This window comes from Cohnella cellulosilytica (assembly GCF_042431195.1).
GTDB lineage: Bacteria > Bacillota > Bacilli > Paenibacillales > Paenibacillaceae > Cohnella > Cohnella cellulosilytica.
Genome location: NZ_JBHMDN010000006.1, coordinates 37,606 through 54,980 on the forward strand (window position 1 = coordinate 37,606; position 17,375 = coordinate 54,980).

The 17,375-nt window shown below is 62.4% G+C and carries 11 protein-coding genes; all 11 read right to left on the minus strand.

What is annotated here, in order from left to right; all coding sequences use genetic code 11:
* Positions 1-23: 23 nt before the first annotated feature.
* The 11 genes from ACFFT4_RS02495 to ACFFT4_RS02545 all read right to left on the minus strand — a co-directional run bounded on the left by ACFFT4_RS02495 (position 24) and on the right by ACFFT4_RS02545 (position 17,360).
* On the minus strand, positions 24-734 hold the full coding sequence (locus tag ACFFT4_RS02495) for a G1 family glutamic endopeptidase (RefSeq protein WP_378045001.1): 711 nt from the start codon (positions 732-734) through the stop codon (positions 24-26).
* Between the two features lie 214 nt (positions 735-948).
* Positions 949-1,935 (minus strand): hypothetical protein, encoded by a 987-nt coding sequence (locus ACFFT4_RS02500; protein ID WP_378044798.1) that lies wholly within the window; start codon positions 1,933-1,935, stop codon positions 949-951.
* A gap of 37 nt (positions 1,936-1,972) precedes the next feature.
* Entirely contained in the window at positions 1,973-4,375 is a 2,403-nt protein-coding gene (locus ACFFT4_RS02505; RefSeq protein WP_378044799.1) for a glycoside hydrolase family 95 protein, read from the minus strand.
* On the minus strand, positions 4,372-6,426 hold the full coding sequence (locus ACFFT4_RS02510) for a beta-galactosidase (RefSeq protein ID WP_378045004.1): 2,055 nt from the start codon (positions 6,424-6,426) through the stop codon (positions 4,372-4,374). Before ACFFT4_RS02510 ends, ACFFT4_RS02505 begins: the two co-directional genes overlap by 4 nt.
* 70 nt (positions 6,427-6,496) lie before the next feature.
* Positions 6,497-7,897, minus strand: a complete 1,401-nt coding sequence (locus ACFFT4_RS02515) for a four-carbon acid sugar kinase family protein (protein WP_378044801.1) — start codon at positions 7,895-7,897, stop codon at positions 6,497-6,499.
* A complete protein-coding gene (locus ACFFT4_RS02520) occupies positions 7,894-9,159 on the minus strand; it encodes a ribulose-bisphosphate carboxylase large subunit family protein (RefSeq protein WP_378044803.1) in 1,266 nt (421 codons plus the stop codon). The genes ACFFT4_RS02515 and ACFFT4_RS02520 overlap by 4 nt, the downstream gene beginning before the upstream one ends.
* 27 nt (positions 9,160-9,186) lie before the next feature.
* The gene (locus ACFFT4_RS02525; RefSeq protein WP_378044805.1) at positions 9,187-9,849 is read right to left on the minus strand and encodes an aspartate/glutamate racemase family protein; all 663 of its coding nucleotides are present in this window, start codon (positions 9,847-9,849) and stop codon (positions 9,187-9,189) included.
* A gap of 18 nt (positions 9,850-9,867) precedes the next feature.
* The gene (locus ACFFT4_RS02530) at positions 9,868-11,592 is read right to left on the minus strand and encodes a glycoside hydrolase family protein (protein WP_378044807.1); all 1,725 of its coding nucleotides are present in this window, start codon (positions 11,590-11,592) and stop codon (positions 9,868-9,870) included.
* Positions 11,585-13,660 carry a beta-galactosidase gene (locus ACFFT4_RS02535; RefSeq protein WP_378044809.1) on the minus strand — a complete coding sequence of 692 codons (2,076 nt, stop codon included), beginning with the start codon at positions 13,658-13,660 and terminating at the stop codon, positions 11,585-11,587. Before ACFFT4_RS02535 ends, ACFFT4_RS02530 begins: the two co-directional genes overlap by 8 nt.
* Positions 13,657-16,338, minus strand: a complete 2,682-nt coding sequence (locus ACFFT4_RS02540; RefSeq protein WP_378044810.1) for a family 78 glycoside hydrolase catalytic domain — start codon at positions 16,336-16,338, stop codon at positions 13,657-13,659. The genes ACFFT4_RS02535 and ACFFT4_RS02540 overlap by 4 nt, the downstream gene beginning before the upstream one ends.
* Positions 16,335-17,360, minus strand: a complete 1,026-nt coding sequence (locus ACFFT4_RS02545) for a family 43 glycosylhydrolase (protein ID WP_378044811.1) — start codon at positions 17,358-17,360, stop codon at positions 16,335-16,337. The genes ACFFT4_RS02540 and ACFFT4_RS02545 overlap by 4 nt, the downstream gene beginning before the upstream one ends.
* Positions 17,361-17,375 lie beyond the last annotated feature (15 nt).

A 17,375-nucleotide genomic window follows, 5' to 3' on the forward strand; every position in this document is an offset into this window, starting at 1 on the left:
TTACCACGTCGTCCGAAAGACGGTTAACGTTTGCAGCGAGGAGACCGGGGAAGCTTGGAGCCGTAGGCGACGTAAAAGCCGTTTTTGGTTTTGTTCGGAAGGGAGGGCGTCGAGACGATTCGGCCTTGCTGAACCATAATTCCCCGGTCGCTCGGTTTCAGGTTTGCGTTTCGGCGATTCAACTTGCCGCTGTAGAATCTGATTTTGCCATAGTTGGCCAAGGTCGCAATTTCACTGCCGATAGAGGGAGCTTCCATAATCCACTCCGCCGTCGCCCCCGGTCCGGTATAGGTCTGAATCGTCTTGAACGTCCAGCCCTTCGTCTTGTTGCGAAGCAAAATCAGCCACTTGCGATTCGGAAGTCTGCTGATTTTGGCGAACATCAGGTCTCCCGGCGAGACCGGACGATCGATTCGGGTTTCGGCAGCGGGCAGGATCTCCCACCACGGGTAGTATACGGTTTTGCCATTGATCGAATCTTGCTCGGTGCCCGTCTGAATCAGGGACGGGTTCCCGAAGCCGTCGATTCCGATCCAGGCCGAGGAAAATCGATCCTGCTTGCTCGGTTTCACTCTGGGAACGACCCAGTATGCCGAAATCTGACGATACGAATTTTTCTTTCCTTGGACCGCATAGCCCGACCAATTGCCCGATACCCACCCGGGAGGAGCGCTGCGGGAAGGTCGTACGGCAGAGGAAGCGGGACGAAACGGGGCGGAGCCTTTCCGTTGCATTTTCGCCAAATCTACACCGCCTTTTACAGGTTTGGTATAAAGGTATTCCTCCCTGCGGAAGACGGAAACGGACAACTACCCCTGAAGCTCCCATCGGGTAGAGATCGAGCGGGTGTGCAATTGTCGTAGCGGCTCGACGGCAACCCATAACGTTTGCCGTTGAATGAGACGGACGCAGCAAAAAAAGAGGGGTGAACGTTCCCCCTCTTTTATCTTATTGCAGCTTGTTTCCGACTTCCGTATAGTCTTCCATCCAAGCCGACACTTGCTTGGCATCCACCCGATCAAACCCCAGAAACCTGGACAGATCGGGATGCTGCCGCGCAAAATCCGGAAGGTCGTAAATCGCTTGCGAGAGCTCCGCGAAGTGGATCGTGTGGACGCACCATTTATGAACGTAGAGGATGCTGCTCTCGTATCCCCATTCCAGCTGTCCGTCGCAGGCTTTTTCCAGAAAATCCGGGGTATTGCGTCCCCATGCGGCGCTTGCGATCGAGAACAGATCGTTTTTGGCGGCCAGCAGCTCTTCCTTCATCTTCGCCTTACTGCCGGTCAATCCGTACACTTCCGTAAAAAGGCGGAATAGCTCGTCGCTTCCGAGCTTGCGGGAATGACGCTGCAGCAAATAGACGGTCCGGTTCTGACTTCTGGGCAAAATATCGTGCTGCCAATAATAGGCCAGCATCAGCTCGTTAACGGCAAGCCGCAAGGCGGCGAGGGCGCTTCCGGATTTGTTTTCTTCCAGAAGCCGCGACGCGATCCCGTATCGCTCGTCCGCGCGCTGCTTCGCCTCCCGTTTCTTGACCGACTTGACGCGCTCGTCGAACAAAGCGCGATCATAAATTTGCTTAAAGGCAGCCAGATGTCCCTCGGGGTCGTGAATGATGCGGCATTGGTACGCCTGAATAGGAAAGCTTAACGCCCCCTGGATGCTTCCGTCCTCGGCATAACGATCGACGAAGGCCCGAACGTTGGCAACGTTGATCTGAATGATTTCTACGCCCAAGCCGTCGATTACGTTAAAATACTCGAAAGCCGGGTTGTACTCATCGACGAACAGGCATAGCTCCAGGTCGGAATGCTTCCAGACGGTTCGTCTTGCCACGCTGCCCCCGATAGCGACCCCTCGCACGCCCTTCTCCGTACGGTATTGTTCGGCGATCCGCTTCGCCTTCCGGTAAATTTCCGCTCTCCAATTCATCGTCGATCCCCTCTCGATGAAGCTGCCCCGAACAAATTCAAAACTTCGTCTCTATTATATATCTTCCGCCCTGCAAGGTGGCAAACTGCGCTTCGCCGCGATCGTCGCTGAGCGATCTTTCGCCGGATTCGGCCGAGACGACGGAGAACGGAGTCCCCGCGCGCACTTGGCAGGTCCGGCCGCTGCGGGAGACAATCTCGGCCTTTGTCAGCTTGCCGCTGCGCCACTCCATGGCCACCTCGAAGCCCCCGCGCGCCCGCAGGCCGCGAATGCCGCCGTCCGGCCAAGCCGAAGGAAGCGCCGGCAGCAGACGGATTTCCTCGCCGTGGCTTTGCAGCAGCAGCTCGGCTATTCCCGCGGTCGCTCCGAAGTTCGCTTCGATCGTGAGCGGGTAGAAGACGAGCTTCGGATGACGGTGCGCATTAAACAGATTCGGAAACGGATTGCGGAGCAGCTTTTCCAGGTAATCGTGAGCCGTGTCTCCGTCCTCCAGACGAGCGTACATGCTGATCATCCAGGCGAAGCACCAGCCGATCGTATCGAGCTTCTCGTGCTCCCGTCTCCGCTTAAGCGTTGTCCTGACCGCCTCGGCGAGCTCGGGATGGCGCGGAGGAATGATTTCGTTCCCCGGATGCAGCGCATACAGATGAGCGGTATGCCGGTGGCCCGGCTCGCTCTCTTCGAAATCCCGAAACCACTCCTGAAGCTGTCCGTATCGGCCGATTTGCAGCGGGAGCAGCCGGCTGCGGGCCTGCTCCAGCGTCCGTCTGAATTCGTCGTCGAAGCCCAGAATCGAGGAGGCCTCGATACAGCGGGTAAACAACTCCCGGATCAAGGACGTATCCATCGTCGAGCTGAGGCTGACGGCCGCCTTCCGTCCGTCCGGCCCAATGAACGTATTCTCGGGAGAGGTGGACGGATTCGTCACCAGATGCCCTTCGCCGTCCTCGACGAGCCAGTCCAGGCAAAACTCCGCGGCGCCTTTCATAATCGGATAAGCCCGCCGTTTCAGAAAGTCGAGGTCTCCTCCGAACTCGTAATGCTCCCACAGATGCTGGCAGAGCCAGACGCCGCCCATCGGCCAGAACGCCCAGCTGGCCGGGCCCTTCGACGGTCCGCCGGACGGAGTGGCCGTGCGCCACAGGTCGGTGGAATGATGGGCGACCCATCCGCCGCTGTTGTAATGGACCTTCGCCGTCCGCGCACCCGTTACGCGCAGATCGTCCAGCAGGTCGAACAGCGGCTCGTGGCATTCGGCCAAATGGTTCGCTTCCGCCGCCCAATAATTCATCTGCGTATTGATATTGATCGTATAGCAGCAGGCCCACGGCGGACGGGTCATATCGTTCCAGATGCCCTGCAGCGTAGCCGCCTGCGTACCCGGACGGGAGCTGGAGATCAGCAGATAGCGGCCGTATTGGTAGAAGAGCACCGCCATCTGCGGATCGCTCTTCCCGGCTCGCAGCGCCTCGATCCGCTCGTCGGTCGGCAGTTCGTCCAGGCCCGGAGTCTCGAGCCGCCAATCGACGCGCTCGAACAAGCGGCGATAATCGGCCGTATGGCGGGAAAGCAGCTGTTCCCAGGTCCGCCCCGAAGCCTCGTTCAATCGGGAGACGCAGAGCCGGTCCGGATCCTGGCCGTCCTTCCGCGGATCGCGGTCGAAGCCGTTGTAGCTGGTCGCCGCGGCGAGCAGGAGCACGGCCTCCGTCGCGTTCCGAACGACGATGCGATTGCCGTGCGTTTCCGCCTTCCCGTCCGTTGAAGCCGCCTGAAGATGCACGGCGAAGGTCAGGCCTTGCCCCTCCTCGTAAAACACCGACTGTTCGGTGTCGACGTGATAGGGCTCGACATGGGCCGGGCTTTGGCCGGTCAACGCGATGCGGCGGCCGTCCGCCTGCCGAACGGAATAGTTAAGCGGACTGTCGAGCGAAGCTTGGAAGTGCAGCTTGCCCGGGCGGTCGACCGCCAGCCGGATGACCATGACTTGATCCGGTTCGGAGACGAATACCTCTCGCGTATGGCGGACGCCCTGGCGAATGAAGCGGGTGCGGAACACGGCATCGCGCAAATCCAGCTCGCGCCGGTAATCCTCCACCTGTTCGTCCCCGTCGAATTCCAGCCGCAGATCGCCCATCGATTGATACGATTCGACCCACGGGCCGAGCATATGCTCCTCGATCAAAGTCTGCGCCTCCGCGTATTGCCCGGCCAAATTCAGCCGACGCACCTCTTCCAGATGCGCCGCGGCCCCGTAATTGTTCGGATCGGTCGGCCGCCCGGACCACAGCGTATCCTCGTTGAGCTGGATCCGCTCGTGCTTGACGCCTCCGAACGCCATGCCGCCCAGCCGCCCGTTGCCAAGAGGCAGCGCCTCGACCCATTCCGAGGCGGGCTGCCGATACCAGAGCTTAAGCTTGTTTTCGTTGGTCAAGGGTCTCATCCTTCCTGCGGAGCGCTTTGCAGAATCAGTACGCCTTTGGAGGGAAGCGCGACCGTTCCCGTCAGGACCGAGCCGGAGAGCAAGTCCTTGCGCGCTTCGTCGCCGATGTTCACCGCGGCTTCGTCATCGCGGTGGTTCAGCAGGAACGTAAAGCGGCCGTTGGCGTTGACGCGCTGCGTAACCTCGACGCCGCGCGGCGTATCCAGCAGCGGCTCGATGCCCTTGCGCCGGCACAGCTCCGCGACGAAGTCGGATAGAAACCGCTGCTCGGGGCTGGAGGCGATATACCAAGCCTCTCCTTGGCCGAAGCGGTTGCGGGTGAGCGCGGGGCTGCCGCGATAGAAGTCGTCGCCGAATTCCGCCAGCACCTCGGCGCCTTCCGAATGGATCAGGTCGCACAGCAGACCGCAGGAATAGGCGCCGCTAACCGCGCCCAGCGATTCCTTCATGACGATCGAATTGTTCTGATCGGGGAACAGCGCATCGAGCTCCTCCGCCCACAGGCCGAGCAGCTTGCGCAGCTCGCCCGGATAACCGCCCAGCGTAACCAGATCGCTCTCGCCGACGATGCCGCTGAAGAACGTGGTGACGAACGTTCCGCCGCCGCGTACGTAATTTTCCAGCTTGGCCGCGTAGCCCGGCTTGATCATATAAAGCACGGGAGCAAGCACCAGGTCGTAGTCGCCCAGGTCGGCATCCACGCCGACCAGATCGACCGGGATGTTCCGATCGTAGAAGGCGTCGTAATACCGCTGAATCTGGTCGAGATACTTCAGTGCGACGGTCGGTCCGCTGGAATATTCCAGCGCCCACCAGTTGTCCCAGTCAAAAACGATGGCCGCCCGCGACGCCGTTTTCGCGTCAAGCAGCGTATCGCCCAGACGCTTCAACTCGCCGCCCAGCTCCGCCACCTCCCGAAATACGCGGGTATGCTCGTGGCCGACATGGTCGATAATCGCGCCGTGAAACTTCTCGAACGCTCCGGCGTTTCTGCGCATCTGGAAGAACATAATGCTCTCGGCCCCGCGCGCGATCGACTGATAGCTCCACAGCCGCATGACCCCGGGACGCTTGAGCGGATTGACGTCCTTCCAGTTGAGCACGCTGGGGCTTTGCTCCATGAGCAGGAACGGCTCCCCGTTCTTCAAGCCGCGCATCAGATCGTGCCGCATGGCGATCTGGCTCATCGGCATATCGTTCGTCGGATAGCTGTCCAGCGCGATGACGTCGATCTCCTTCGCCCACTTGAAGTAATCGAGCGGCTTGTACGCGCCGTTGCCTTGGAAGTTCGTCGTCACGACCGCGTCGGGGATGACGGCTTTAATCGCGTCTCGCTCCAGCTTGTAGCATTCCAGCAGACTGTCCGAGGCGAAGCGGGCGTAATCGAGAGAGATGCCCTGGAACGCCGTTTTGTCCGGATTGGCCGGATCGATATGCTCGGATAGCAGGCTGGGGAGGACGATCTCCTCCCAGCTATGGAACGTGTGGCCCCAGAAGCGCGTGTACCAGGCGTCGTTCAGGGCTTCCAGCGTTCCGTATCGTTTCTCCAGCCATACCCGGAACGCGCGCTCGCAGTTATCGCAATAACAGCGCCAGCCGTACTCGTTGTTCACGTGCCAGAGCAGCAGCGCGGGGTGATCCTTGTAGCGCTCGGCCAGCTTGCCGGCCATAAGCGCCGAATATTTGCGGAAGGTCGGGCTGTTCGGACACGAATTGTGTCTGCGTCCGAACTTCTTCTTGCGGCCTTCGGCATCCACGGTCAGCACGTCCGGATATTTGCGGGCCATCCAGGCCGGGTGCGCCGCCGTGCTCGTGCCCAGACATACCGCGACGCCGTTCCGGTGAAGCTCGTCCATGACCTCGTCCAGCCATCGGAACCGGTAGGTCTGTTCGTCCGGTTGATTCAGCGCCCAGGAAAATACGTTTAAGGTCGCGATGTCGATGCCGGCCAGCTTGAACAGGCGCATATCCTCGTCGCGGATTTCGCGCGGCCATTGCTCGGGATTGTAATCCCCGCCGTATACGATTTTCGACCATTTGCGTTTCATGATTGCAGCCTCCTCGTACAGCTATCCGCGCTCATGGAGAGAACGGACGCAGCGTTGTCGTTCGGTTGTCGGTTTATGAGGTTGGGCCGCCGCCTCGTCTCACGCGTTCGAAATAGTCCGGGCCGCCCACTTGTCCGCCCTTAAGCGACAGCTCGAGGCCGTCCGTTCGAGCGTCCGGCGCGTAGCAGCGGCACAGCGGTCCGCCCGGGACGATCGCGCTCAGGAAAGACAGGGCTTCGACGCCCAGCTCGCGCATCACGTAGCCGGACGTATCTCCTCCGGCAATCAGAATCCGGCGCAAGCCCGCCGCCCGCACAAGCTCCCGGGCCAATCTTCCGAGACGGGTTCCGATCATGCGACCCGAGTCCGCCGTCTCCAGTCCCAGCGCGCCCATCCTCGCCCGCAGCTCGGCGATCGCCGGATCGTCCGGCCCGCTTGCGGAATAGAGGATCACGCTCCGGCCTTCCTCCAGCTGACGGAGCGCCTCGCGGAAAATCTCCGCGCTCGCCGCCTCGGCCCGCTCCGGCTCCAGCCACTCCAGCGTCGGAACTTGAATGCCGGCGTAGCCTTGGGCGAGCGCCCACTCGATCTGCGTCTGCGTGACGGGGGAGCAGCTCCCGGACAGCACCAGCAGCCGATCGGTCTCACCCGGCGCCTGCAGGGTCGCGTCCGCGGAGGGGAGCAAATCTTGCTTCGCCCAATGGGCGGCCAGTCCGTCCGACAAGCCGGAGGAGCCGATGGCGAACAGGCTTTCCTCCGCTCGTTCCGCTTCCTCCCAGATTAGCCTGCCGGCCGTTTCCAGTCGTTCCTCGTCCAGCACGTCGAACAGCACGGCCGCCGCCTCCGAATCCGTCAGCCGCTGCCGAAGTCTGTCCGCCGCCGCCTCCGAATCCGCAAGATCGTCCAAATCCACGAGCGCAACGGGGAGCTCGGTCTGCCCGCGCAGATGAAGGCGGAGATCGGCTTCCGGCATCGGCGTAATCGGATGGCGGGACATCGTCGGATGACGATCGAGCCGGTACGTCTTTCCGTCTCCGCCGGCGGCGAAATGATGGCCGAATACGGTGTAACGCCTCAGCCTCGGCGCGCCGGCTACGATCGGCACATACTTCTGATCGGGATAGAGCTCCCGGCCCAGCTCCAGCACGGCGCCGATGCTGCCGGCGCGAGGGGAGGAGTCGAAGGTGGAGCATATTTTATAATGAACAATGGCCGTGCCGTAGCTCTTCAGCCGTTCGAGCAGGGGCCGCAGCTCGCGGTTCATCCGTTCGGGCGACATGGAGCGGCCGACCCCGGCCACGCCGAAGCATTGCGCATCCGGGAAGCGCGCCAATTGCCTCTCCGACGGGGGCTCCAGAAACAGCACCGTTCGGGCGCCTCCGGTCGTCAGCGCCTCCAGAACGTCCGTCGAACCGGTAAAATCGTCTCCGTAGTAGCAGAGCAATCGCTTGCCCGCCTTGTTCGTATCGGTCATCGCTTCGTTTCCTTGCGTTGGAATTTTTCGAAGGCGCGTCGCAGCTCCGCATGATTCTCGGCGTAGGCCTCCGCAGGAATGCCGCGAATCGCCGCCTCCCAGCCCTGCTTGAAGCTCTCGACCCCGGCGGCCGGTCCGTCCGGATGAGCGAGAATGCCGCCGCCTGCCAGATGCATGACGTCCACGGTATTCGTTCGCGCGTACGTGATCTCCGCCGTCCCCGCCCACTGGCCCGAAGACAGCACCGGCATCGTCGCATAGCCGCCGAGCAGCGGCTCCATGCACGCCTGCACGGAAGCGACGACCGAGTCGTCGCTTTCATAGAACTTGCTGCCCAATCCGTTCACATGCAGATGGTCCGCGCCGGAGAGCCGGCACAGCTTCTGGTACGCTTTGAAATCCATGCCCAATTGTCCGTGCCGCGTCAGCATGCCCCATTGATTCCGGTGGCCGTGAATCGGCACCTCGCTGAACGTGTTCAGATAGGCCAGGCCCGCGAGTCCGACGCTGTTCATGCTGACCATCACGCAGTTGCCCCCGGCCTTGACGACCGTATCGTGATTTCGCTTCAGCGCTTCGATGTCGCCCGTGATATTGTATGCGTACATGATTTTGCGCCCGGTCGCCTCCGCCGCCCGCTCGACGGCGCGGGAGACCGCCGCGACTTTGACCGGCAAGGGACAGTAGGGCGGGTCGGCGTTCAGCTCGTCGTCCTTGATGAAGTCCAGACCCGAGGTCGCCAGCGTATAGACAAGCACCTCCAGCTCGGCGGGATCGAGACCGACGCTCGGTTTGATAATCGTGCCGATCACCGGACGGCCCCGGACGCCGGTCAGCCGCCTCGTTCCTTCGATGCCGAAGCGCGGTCCCGGATAGGCGGACGCGAACTCGTCCGGCAGGTCCAGGTCGAGCAGCCGCAAGCCCGACAGCTCGCGCAGCTCGTATAAGTTGCCGGCCACGCAAGCCATCAGGTTCGGAATCGACGGACCGAAATTGTGGAGCGGGAAGGAAACGGAGATTTCCCCGCGCCTATAAATTCCGTTATGCCCCGGCGGCACGGCCGCTCCCGGCAGCGAAGGCTGCCGGACCTGCTCCAGCGGAACAATTCGCTCGATCCGGGCGCCGAAGCGCTCCTTGAGCGCCGCCGTCTCGCCGGGCACCGCCGTGAACGTGCCGGTCGATTGCTCGCCGGCGATCGCTTCGGCGGCCCTTTCGAGCGTAAACGGCGTTTCCGCCAAATAGGTCGCGATCACCCGTTTCATCTTCAACACCTCGCGATTTGATCTCATCTACAACGATTCCAGAAGCCGCTTCACGGCCATTACGCCCAATCTCGGGCTCGAAAGCACCGGCTTGCCGGTGATCTCCCGCAGCGACGCCTCCATTCTGGCCATGGAGCCCTGCGCCAGCACGATCGCGTCGACGGAAGAGGCCAGCTCCGCCGCCGTCTCCGCGATCCGCCGGTCATGCTCCTCCGGCCGGCCGCCTACGAGCGCATCGTATGCGCCCTTGGCCAGCCCTTCCGTCAGCGCGACCGTTCGGCCGGCCGCTCCCGCTTGGGCGCGCAGCAAAGCCATCGTCGGCGTCAGCGTAGTCGGCAGCGTCGCGATCACGCCGATGCGATCGTAGCCGCCAACCGCCTCCCGGGCCATCTGCTCGTCGATCTTCACGATCGGCACGCTCACGAACGCCCTCGCCCGATCCGCCGCCTCGCCGACCGAGGAGCACGTATTCAGAATCACGTCGGCGCCCAGCTCGGCCGCGCTCCGATAATAGCCGAGCAGCCGCCCGGACACCTGGGGCGTCACTCCGCCCGCCTGCATCACGTCGTAGATCAGACTGTCGTCGATCAGATTGACGAGCCGGACGCCCGGCAGAAGCTCGTCGAATACTTTCTTCAGCGGCTCCGCCAATCCTTGACCCGTATAGACGGCCGCAACCGTTTGTGCCATGCGATTTTCCTCCTCTATCTACCAGACAAATTCTTGCGCCGGACGATGGTAGTCGCCTTCGCGCAGCGGCGCTTGATCCGAGACCTTGCGGCCAGTGTACAGCGGCTTGCGTTTGCCCCGCGGAGAGATGTCAACAACGTCGTCGCCGCGCCAATGCGTCTCGAACCGCTCGCCGAGCGCCGTCTCCGTCGTCGTGCGGAAGCTCAGCGGGAAGGCGATCGTGATCTTCTCGCCCGCGCGGGCCGCGCCCAATTGCAGGAAGCATTGTCCGGCCCAGCGACTCGGCTCCGAGCCCGAGCCTTCCGTCGTCTCGCCGTCCAGCTCGCGAATTATCCTCACCTTCGTAAAACCGGCCCATTCCGGGATGCGCACCTGAAGCTTCGGGATATCCTCGCGAACGTCCAACTCCACCTTGCCTTCATGGGGAAGATAGCTGCTGACGTCCAGCTTCCGCGAGCCCCGGCTCAGCAGGAAATTGACGCTGACCGTGCCGCGTTCTTCCGTAATCGTGTTGCTCCAGCCCATGAACAAGCCGCGCGTGCCCGAGCCGAGGCAGCAAATTTGCAGGTCGCTCGTATGGCCTCGGCCATGGTTGTGATCGCAGATGAAGTCGTTCGGCGCCGAGTACCCGGCGAACGAGCCTCTCGTGCGCTGCGCCACCTTGTAGTAGGAGAGCCAGCCTTGAACATCCTTCGACTTGTCGTCCGTTTCTTCCACCCAGCTCAAGTCCAGCAGCTGCGATTCGACGAGATGATTGCGGATGAAACGCTCGACGATGCCCCAATACTGCGTATAGCCGCTGCGCGCGAGCGTAATGCCCGTCGCGATCAGATCGACGAGCGAGCACGTCTCGTGCTCGTACGCCTGCTCATGCATGTCGCCCGGCGTCCAGCCGAACGCGGTGGACCAGGTGAGCGCCCAGTCGTAGCTTTTTTTCACCCAGGCGATTTTCGAGGCGTCGCGGGTGTAATAGCCGAAGCGCGCGATCGCGTCCAGCGTTCCGAGCCGCGTATGGAAGTGTCCGCTGCGATAGGCGAGCGAAGAATTAAAGCTGCCGTCCTCGTTAAACACGCCGCTGCGATGAATGATCAGATTGGTGAAAAACTGGCACAGCTCGTAAGCGTCGGCATTGCCGGTCAGCTCGTGATATTTCAGCAGCGGCATGACCAGCCGGCCGCAGAACGCCGCCGGATCGGGCGCAAGCCGCAGCTGCACGGCGTTGAGGGACGGCCAGCCGCCATCCTTGTATTCGGAGGCCGGGTAATACCACACGTCCCGTTCCTTCACCGCGATTCGCTTCAGCGCCGCCACGTGGCGATCCGCCGCTTCCTTCGCCCGGGCGTCGCCCGTCGTCATGAACCAGCTCGTCAGGGCGAGCAGAACGGCGCGCTGATCGATCAGATTCGCGTTCGGCTCCCAGTTCATCACCGGATTGACGCCGCGATAGCTCAGGCCGTCCTCCTTGAAAAAGCTGAGCAGGTTCGCCCGGTAACGCTCTTCCGTCTCGAGGCCGTACTTGGAGCCCGACATCAGCCTGGCGAGCGTCATCGCGTCGATCATCCGGCCGTGAGAGGAGCCGTAATCCCAGTCCCCGTGCGTCATGAAGGCCGGTTTATGATTCAGGTCGGCGTTGAAAAAAGGAATTCCCCCGTGGTCCTCGTCCGCCATGCCCACCGTCGCGTTAAGCGCGTGTATCGCCCGCTCTTCCAGCAGCAGCGTATCGGGGATCAGCCGTTTACTCATTGTTCCATCCACTCCCTTGTCCGATTTGCTCCGCAATCGTTACGCCTGCGGGCTCCAGCTTGATCGTGCCTGCAAGCAGCTGTCCGTCGGGCAGGCTTCTCAGCTTCAGATCGCCGAGCGGCACGGAGCGCGCCTCTCCGGCATGATTCAGCAGAAACCAATACGAGCGGCCGTCCTTCGAACGTTTCGTAATCTCCACGCCGTCCGGCGCTCCTTCCAGCAGTGGCGCGATGCCGAGTCCGCGACAGAGCCGCGCCGTCCAGTCGAGCAGGAATTCCGCGTCCGGGCTGGACGCGACATACCACGCCTCTCCCCGACCGAACCGGTTCCGGGTCAGCGCCGGCATTCCCCGATAAAAATCGTCGCCGTACACCGCCATGGCCTGCGCGCCCTCAAGGTGCAGCAGATCGCAGACGATCCCGCATCCGTATTCCGTCCATTCCCCGCCGCCAAGGCTCTCCTGCAGCACGATCCGGTTGCTCTGATCCGGGAACAGCGCGTCTGTCTCCTCCACCCACAGGCCAAGCAGCTTCCGCAGCTCTCCGGGATAACCGCCCAGCGTCACCAGATCGGTCTCGCCCGCGATTCCGCTGAAATAAGTCGTCACGAGCGTTCCGCCCCGTTCGACGAATCGCTCCAGCTTCTCCGCATAGCCCGGCTTGACCCTATACAGCACGGGAGCGACGACGAGATCGTAACGCTGCAGATCGCTCTCGGTATTGACGATGTCGACGGGGATATTCCGCGCGAAGAACGCATCGTAATATTTCTGCACCTCGTCGACGTACTTCAGCCGGACGCTCGGTCCGCTCGACAGCTCCGCCGCCCACCAGACCTCCCAGTCGAACACGATCGCGACGCGGGATTCCACGCGGGAATCGAGCAGCGTATCGCCGATCGCCTGCAGCTCGGCTCCAAGCTCGGACACTTCCCCGAACACCCGGGTGTGCTCGTGGCCGGCATGCTCGATCACGGCGCCGTGGAATTTCTCGCAAGCGCCGAACGACCGGCGCAGCTGGAAGAACATGACCGTATCCGCCCCGCGGGCGACGGCCTGCCAGCTCCACAGCCGCATGACGCCCGGACGCTTGAGCGAGTTGTAAGGCTGCCAGTTCTGCTGGCTCGGCGTCTGCTCCATCAGCATGAACGGCGCGCCGTCCTTCAATCCGCGCATCAGATCGAGGCGGAAGGCGGTGACGGCGGTCGGCGTATCGAAGGCCGGGTAGTTGTCCCAGGCGACGATGTCGCAGTGTTTGCCCCATTGAAAATAATCCAGCGGCTTGTAAGTGCCGTGTCCGTGCAGATTCGACGTGATCGGAACGTTGGGCGACAATGCCTTGATCGCGTTGTACTCCAGCAAATACGTCTCCAGCACGCTCTCCGAGTTGAAGCGATAGTAATCCAGCGAGATGCCCTGAAAGGCGGTTTTGTCCGGATCGTTCGGGTCGAGATGCTCGCTCAGCAAGTTCGGCAGCACGATCTCGTCCCAATCGTAGAACGTATGTCCCCAGAACCGGGTGTACCAGGCCTGGTTCAGCGCATCCAGGCTGCCGTACTTGCGCATCAGCCATTGCCGGAACGCCTTCTCGCAATTGTCGCAGTAGCACTGGCAGCCCATCTCGTTGTTGACGTGCCAGACGAGCAGCGCCGGATGGTCGCCGTAACGCTCGGCCAGCTTGCGGCTCATCCGCTCCGCGTACAGCCGCCAGGTCGGGCTGTTCGGGCAGTTGTTGTGCCGCATGCCGTATTTGCGCTTCCTCCCGGCGAAATCGACCGACAGCACGTCCGGATAACGCGTCGCCATCCATGCCGGATACATCGCCGTCCCCGTCCCGAGCGCGATCTTGATCCCGCTGCGATGCAGCTTGTCGACGATCTCGTCAAGCTGCTCGAAGCGGTACGTGTGCTCGTCCGGCTGAACGGAAGCCCACGAGAACACGTTGATCGTCGCGATATCGATGCCGGCGAGCTTGAACAGGCGCATATCCTCGTCCCATACTTCCCGCGGCCATTGCTCGGGATTGTAATCGCCGCCGTAATACATCTTGTTCCACGCTCTGCCGATCATGGCGACTCCCTCCTTGTAAACGTGAACGAACCCGAGCCGGTCCGATAGACCGCGAAGCCTTCCTCGCGGCCGACGAATCGCGCCCCGTCGCCTTCCACGGCGACGGAATCGAACTCGGCAGCGGGAATATGAATCGCTCCGTCGGCGTTGATCGGAATCTCGACGGCCACCTTAAGCTCGCGGCCCTCTCCAAGCTCCCAGCGGACGGACGCTTGGCCCGCCCGCAGCTCTTGCCGGACTTCGGCCCATCGCACGTCCCAGACGACGCTTGGCTTCACCGTCACGGCGAAGCGTCCCGATTCCGGACGATACCGGTAATCCAGCCCCGCGAGTCCGGTATACAGCCATTCCTCCAGATGCCCGAGCATAAAATGGTTCTGCGATTTGCCGACCGTCGGTCCGTCCCAGGCTTCGGTCAGCGTCGTCGCGCCGTTGGCGATCTGGTAGCCGTAACCGGGCGTATCGGTGCTTCGCGTCATTCGGTAGATCAGGTCCGACCGTCCGCCGCGCGCGAGCGCAAGCAGCACGTAACGGTGGCCCACGTCGCCGGATGTCGTCCGGCCGCCGCGCTCCTCGACGTTCCGGACAAGCCGCGCGAATAAGGTATCGCGATGGGCGTCCGGAGCCAGCCCGATAGCCAGCGGCATCGCCAGGGCGGCGTCGCTGCCCTCGGCGTACAGCGCCGTTCGTTCGTCGAAGAATTCGCGGTTAAAGGCGGCCTTGATCGAATCGGCCAGCCGGGCGTAGACGTCCGCGTCTTCCGCAAGGCCAAGCCGAGCCGCGATGCTTTGCATGACGACCGTCAGCCCGTAATAAATGGCGGTTTCCGCCAGCGGTACCGGCGTGTTCTGCGAGAAGCCGGGTCCGTTCGGACCGACGTCGTACCAGTCTCCCAGCCCGTCCCGAAGGATGTGACCGTCCGCGTTGGCCGTCAAATAATCGACGTACCGTCTCATCGTATCGTAATGCCGCTGCAGAGCGCCGGCGTTCCCGTAGCGCTGCAGCAGCTCCCAGGCGGCCAGGACGGAGGCGCCGCCCCAAGCGGCCGCATGCCGGAACACGTCCCACGGCTTCTGGAACACCACGTATTCCGGCGCCGTTGTCGGAATGAGCCCGTCGGGCTGCTGGGCGTCGGCGATGTCGGCCAGCACCTTCATCAGCAGCGCCTCGACATCGTAGTTGAATATCAGCGACGGCCCCATCAGATGAACCTGCTCCAGCCAGCCGAGCTTCTCGCGATGCGGGCAATCGGTCAGCACGCTCTTCATGTTGCTGAGCATCGCCCGGTTGATGATCTCGTGAATCCGGTTCAATCTGTCGTCCGAGCAGCGAAAGCTTCCGGTCGTACGAACGTCCGGATAGATCATCTGTCCTTCCATCCGATGCAGGATCGGCAGCCCGCGTGCCTCTTGGCCGTCCGTATCCGATGCGAGCGCAGCGCCGACGCCTTCCACTTGAACGTACCGAAATCCGTAATAGGTGAATCTGGGCCTCCAGATCTCCGTGCCCTCGCCCTTCAGCGTGTAATTCCATTCGTAAGGCGAGCCCGACCATTTCTGGTTGGCCAATCCTTCGTCCGTCAGCAGCTCCGCCGGAATCAGCTTGACCGTCGCGCCCTTCGACCCGGATACGGCGATTTCCGGCCAGCCCGAGAAGTTCCGGCCGAGATCGACGACGAACACGCCGGGCTTCGGCTCCGTCACGGCGACCGGAGACAGCCGTTCCATCACCTTAAGGGCGGGCGCCGACTGGGCGACCAGCTCGCCGGAGGGCGCTTCCGCCTCCGACGCTTCGCGCCAAGCCGATCCTTCGACGAAGCCGGGACGGTCCCAGCCCTCCTGCTCCAGCGCCGCATCGTAATCCTCGCCGCCGTAGATGCAGGAAAAGGCAAGCGGGCTTGCGGCCGCCCGCCACGCGCCGTCCGTGCCGATCGTCTCGCTCGTGCCGTCGGCGTACTCGATAACCAGATCGGCCAGACATTTGGGCGCGCCGTACGAATCCTTGAATTTCGTATAGCGGCCGCCCGTCACGTTGTAGAAGCCGTTGCCGAGCAGAATTGCGGCCACATTCTCTCCTTGCGCGAGCGCATCGGTAATGTCGTAGGTCGTATAGAGAACCGTTTTGTCGTATTCCGTCCATCCGGGATCCAGCTCATGGTCGCCGACTTTGCCGCCGTTCAGGCGAAGCTCGTAATGTCCCAGGCCGCTGATGTACGCCCGGGCTTGCCGGACGGGCTTCCCGATCCGGAAGCTGCGCCGGAACCGGGGGAGCGGGCGCCCGTCGGCGCCGCCGGACGCGTCTCCGATCCACCTGCCGCTCCACTGTCCGTCGCGAAGCAGGCCGGTCTCCCACCACGAGATCGGGCTTTCGGCCTGGTTTCCGTCTTCGTCCCACACCGTCACCTGCCAATAGTAGCGTCTTCGGGGCTCCAGCGCGCCGCCTTCATAGGCGATCGCGGTCTGGCAGCCGCTTTCCCGCCGCCCGCTGTCCCAGACATCGGGCTTTCCGTCGGTCAGCAGCTCCTCGCGCGCAGCGACCCTGATCCGATAGGCGGTTTGCATAAGGGAGTGCGAAGGGGAAGGCGCGAAGGTCCAGCCCAGCATGGGAGCGGTTGCATCCAGCCCCAGAGGAAGGATGCGGCCTTCCGTCCGCATCGTCGAGATGAGCAACTCGGTCATTGTTCTCCTCCTGACAGCGATGATTCGATAATCGGCTCGGACGTCGCCACCGTGATCGTACGGAACTCCGGAAAAACGTTGCAGGTCCGATCCCCGTCCTGCGGACGGCGGCTGGCCGTGTAGAAATGGTACAGAACGCCTTTATGGCTGATCACGGAAGGCTTGTGCGCGAAGATGGCGTCCAGCTCCCCTTCCCGGCCCGTCTCGATAATCGGCTCGGGATATTTGTCCCACTGTTTCAGGTCGCTCGACAGCGCGAGGCCTTCCTGCGCTTTCTTGTAATCGTAGCCGAAGAAGTACATCACCCATCGATCGCCGTCGCGAAGCACGCACGGGTCGCTGACGAAGCCGCTGTCCCAGGCTTCGGGCGTCACCCTCAGCACCGGATTATGCTCATGCCGCCGCCAGTTCCGCAGATCGGTCGATACGGCCAGCCCCGTCTGCTCGACCCAGCGGCCGTGGTCCTGATTTTTCGCGTTGTAGAACAGATAGAACGTCCCCTCGTGCTCGACGAGGCATTCCTTGTACAAGCCGCCGCGCTCCCAATCCGCGCCTTCCTCCGGAACGAGAATCGGCTCTTCCAGCCGATGCCACGTCAGCAAGCTCTCGTCGTCCGTCCAGGCGAGCCCGACTTTCGCGGGTCCGGCTTCGTATCCGTCGCCCGGATAGGAGTGGTACGTGAGCCAATACTTCCCCTGCCACTTCTTCAGCGTTGGCGCGCCGTGCAGATCGTTCTCCCGCATGATCCACGTTCCGGCAATGTTGCGCGAATCCCAGCGGGAGCCTTCGTCGCGGTCCAGAATGGTCGACAGAGGCTCCCAGCGGAGCAGGTCGTCGCTTGTTGCCAGCGCGGTCTGGTAGCCCACGCCGTCGAAGCCGACGTACATCATATAGAAGCGGTCGCGATGCCGGAAGACGAACGGGCAATCCACCGCGTGATAGTCGAAGCTGCCGGGTTTTCCGGAGCCGACCAGCACGGGACGGCCATACTTGTAAGGGGTTAAATAAGGGCGGATATTCATCCGGATATTGCCTCC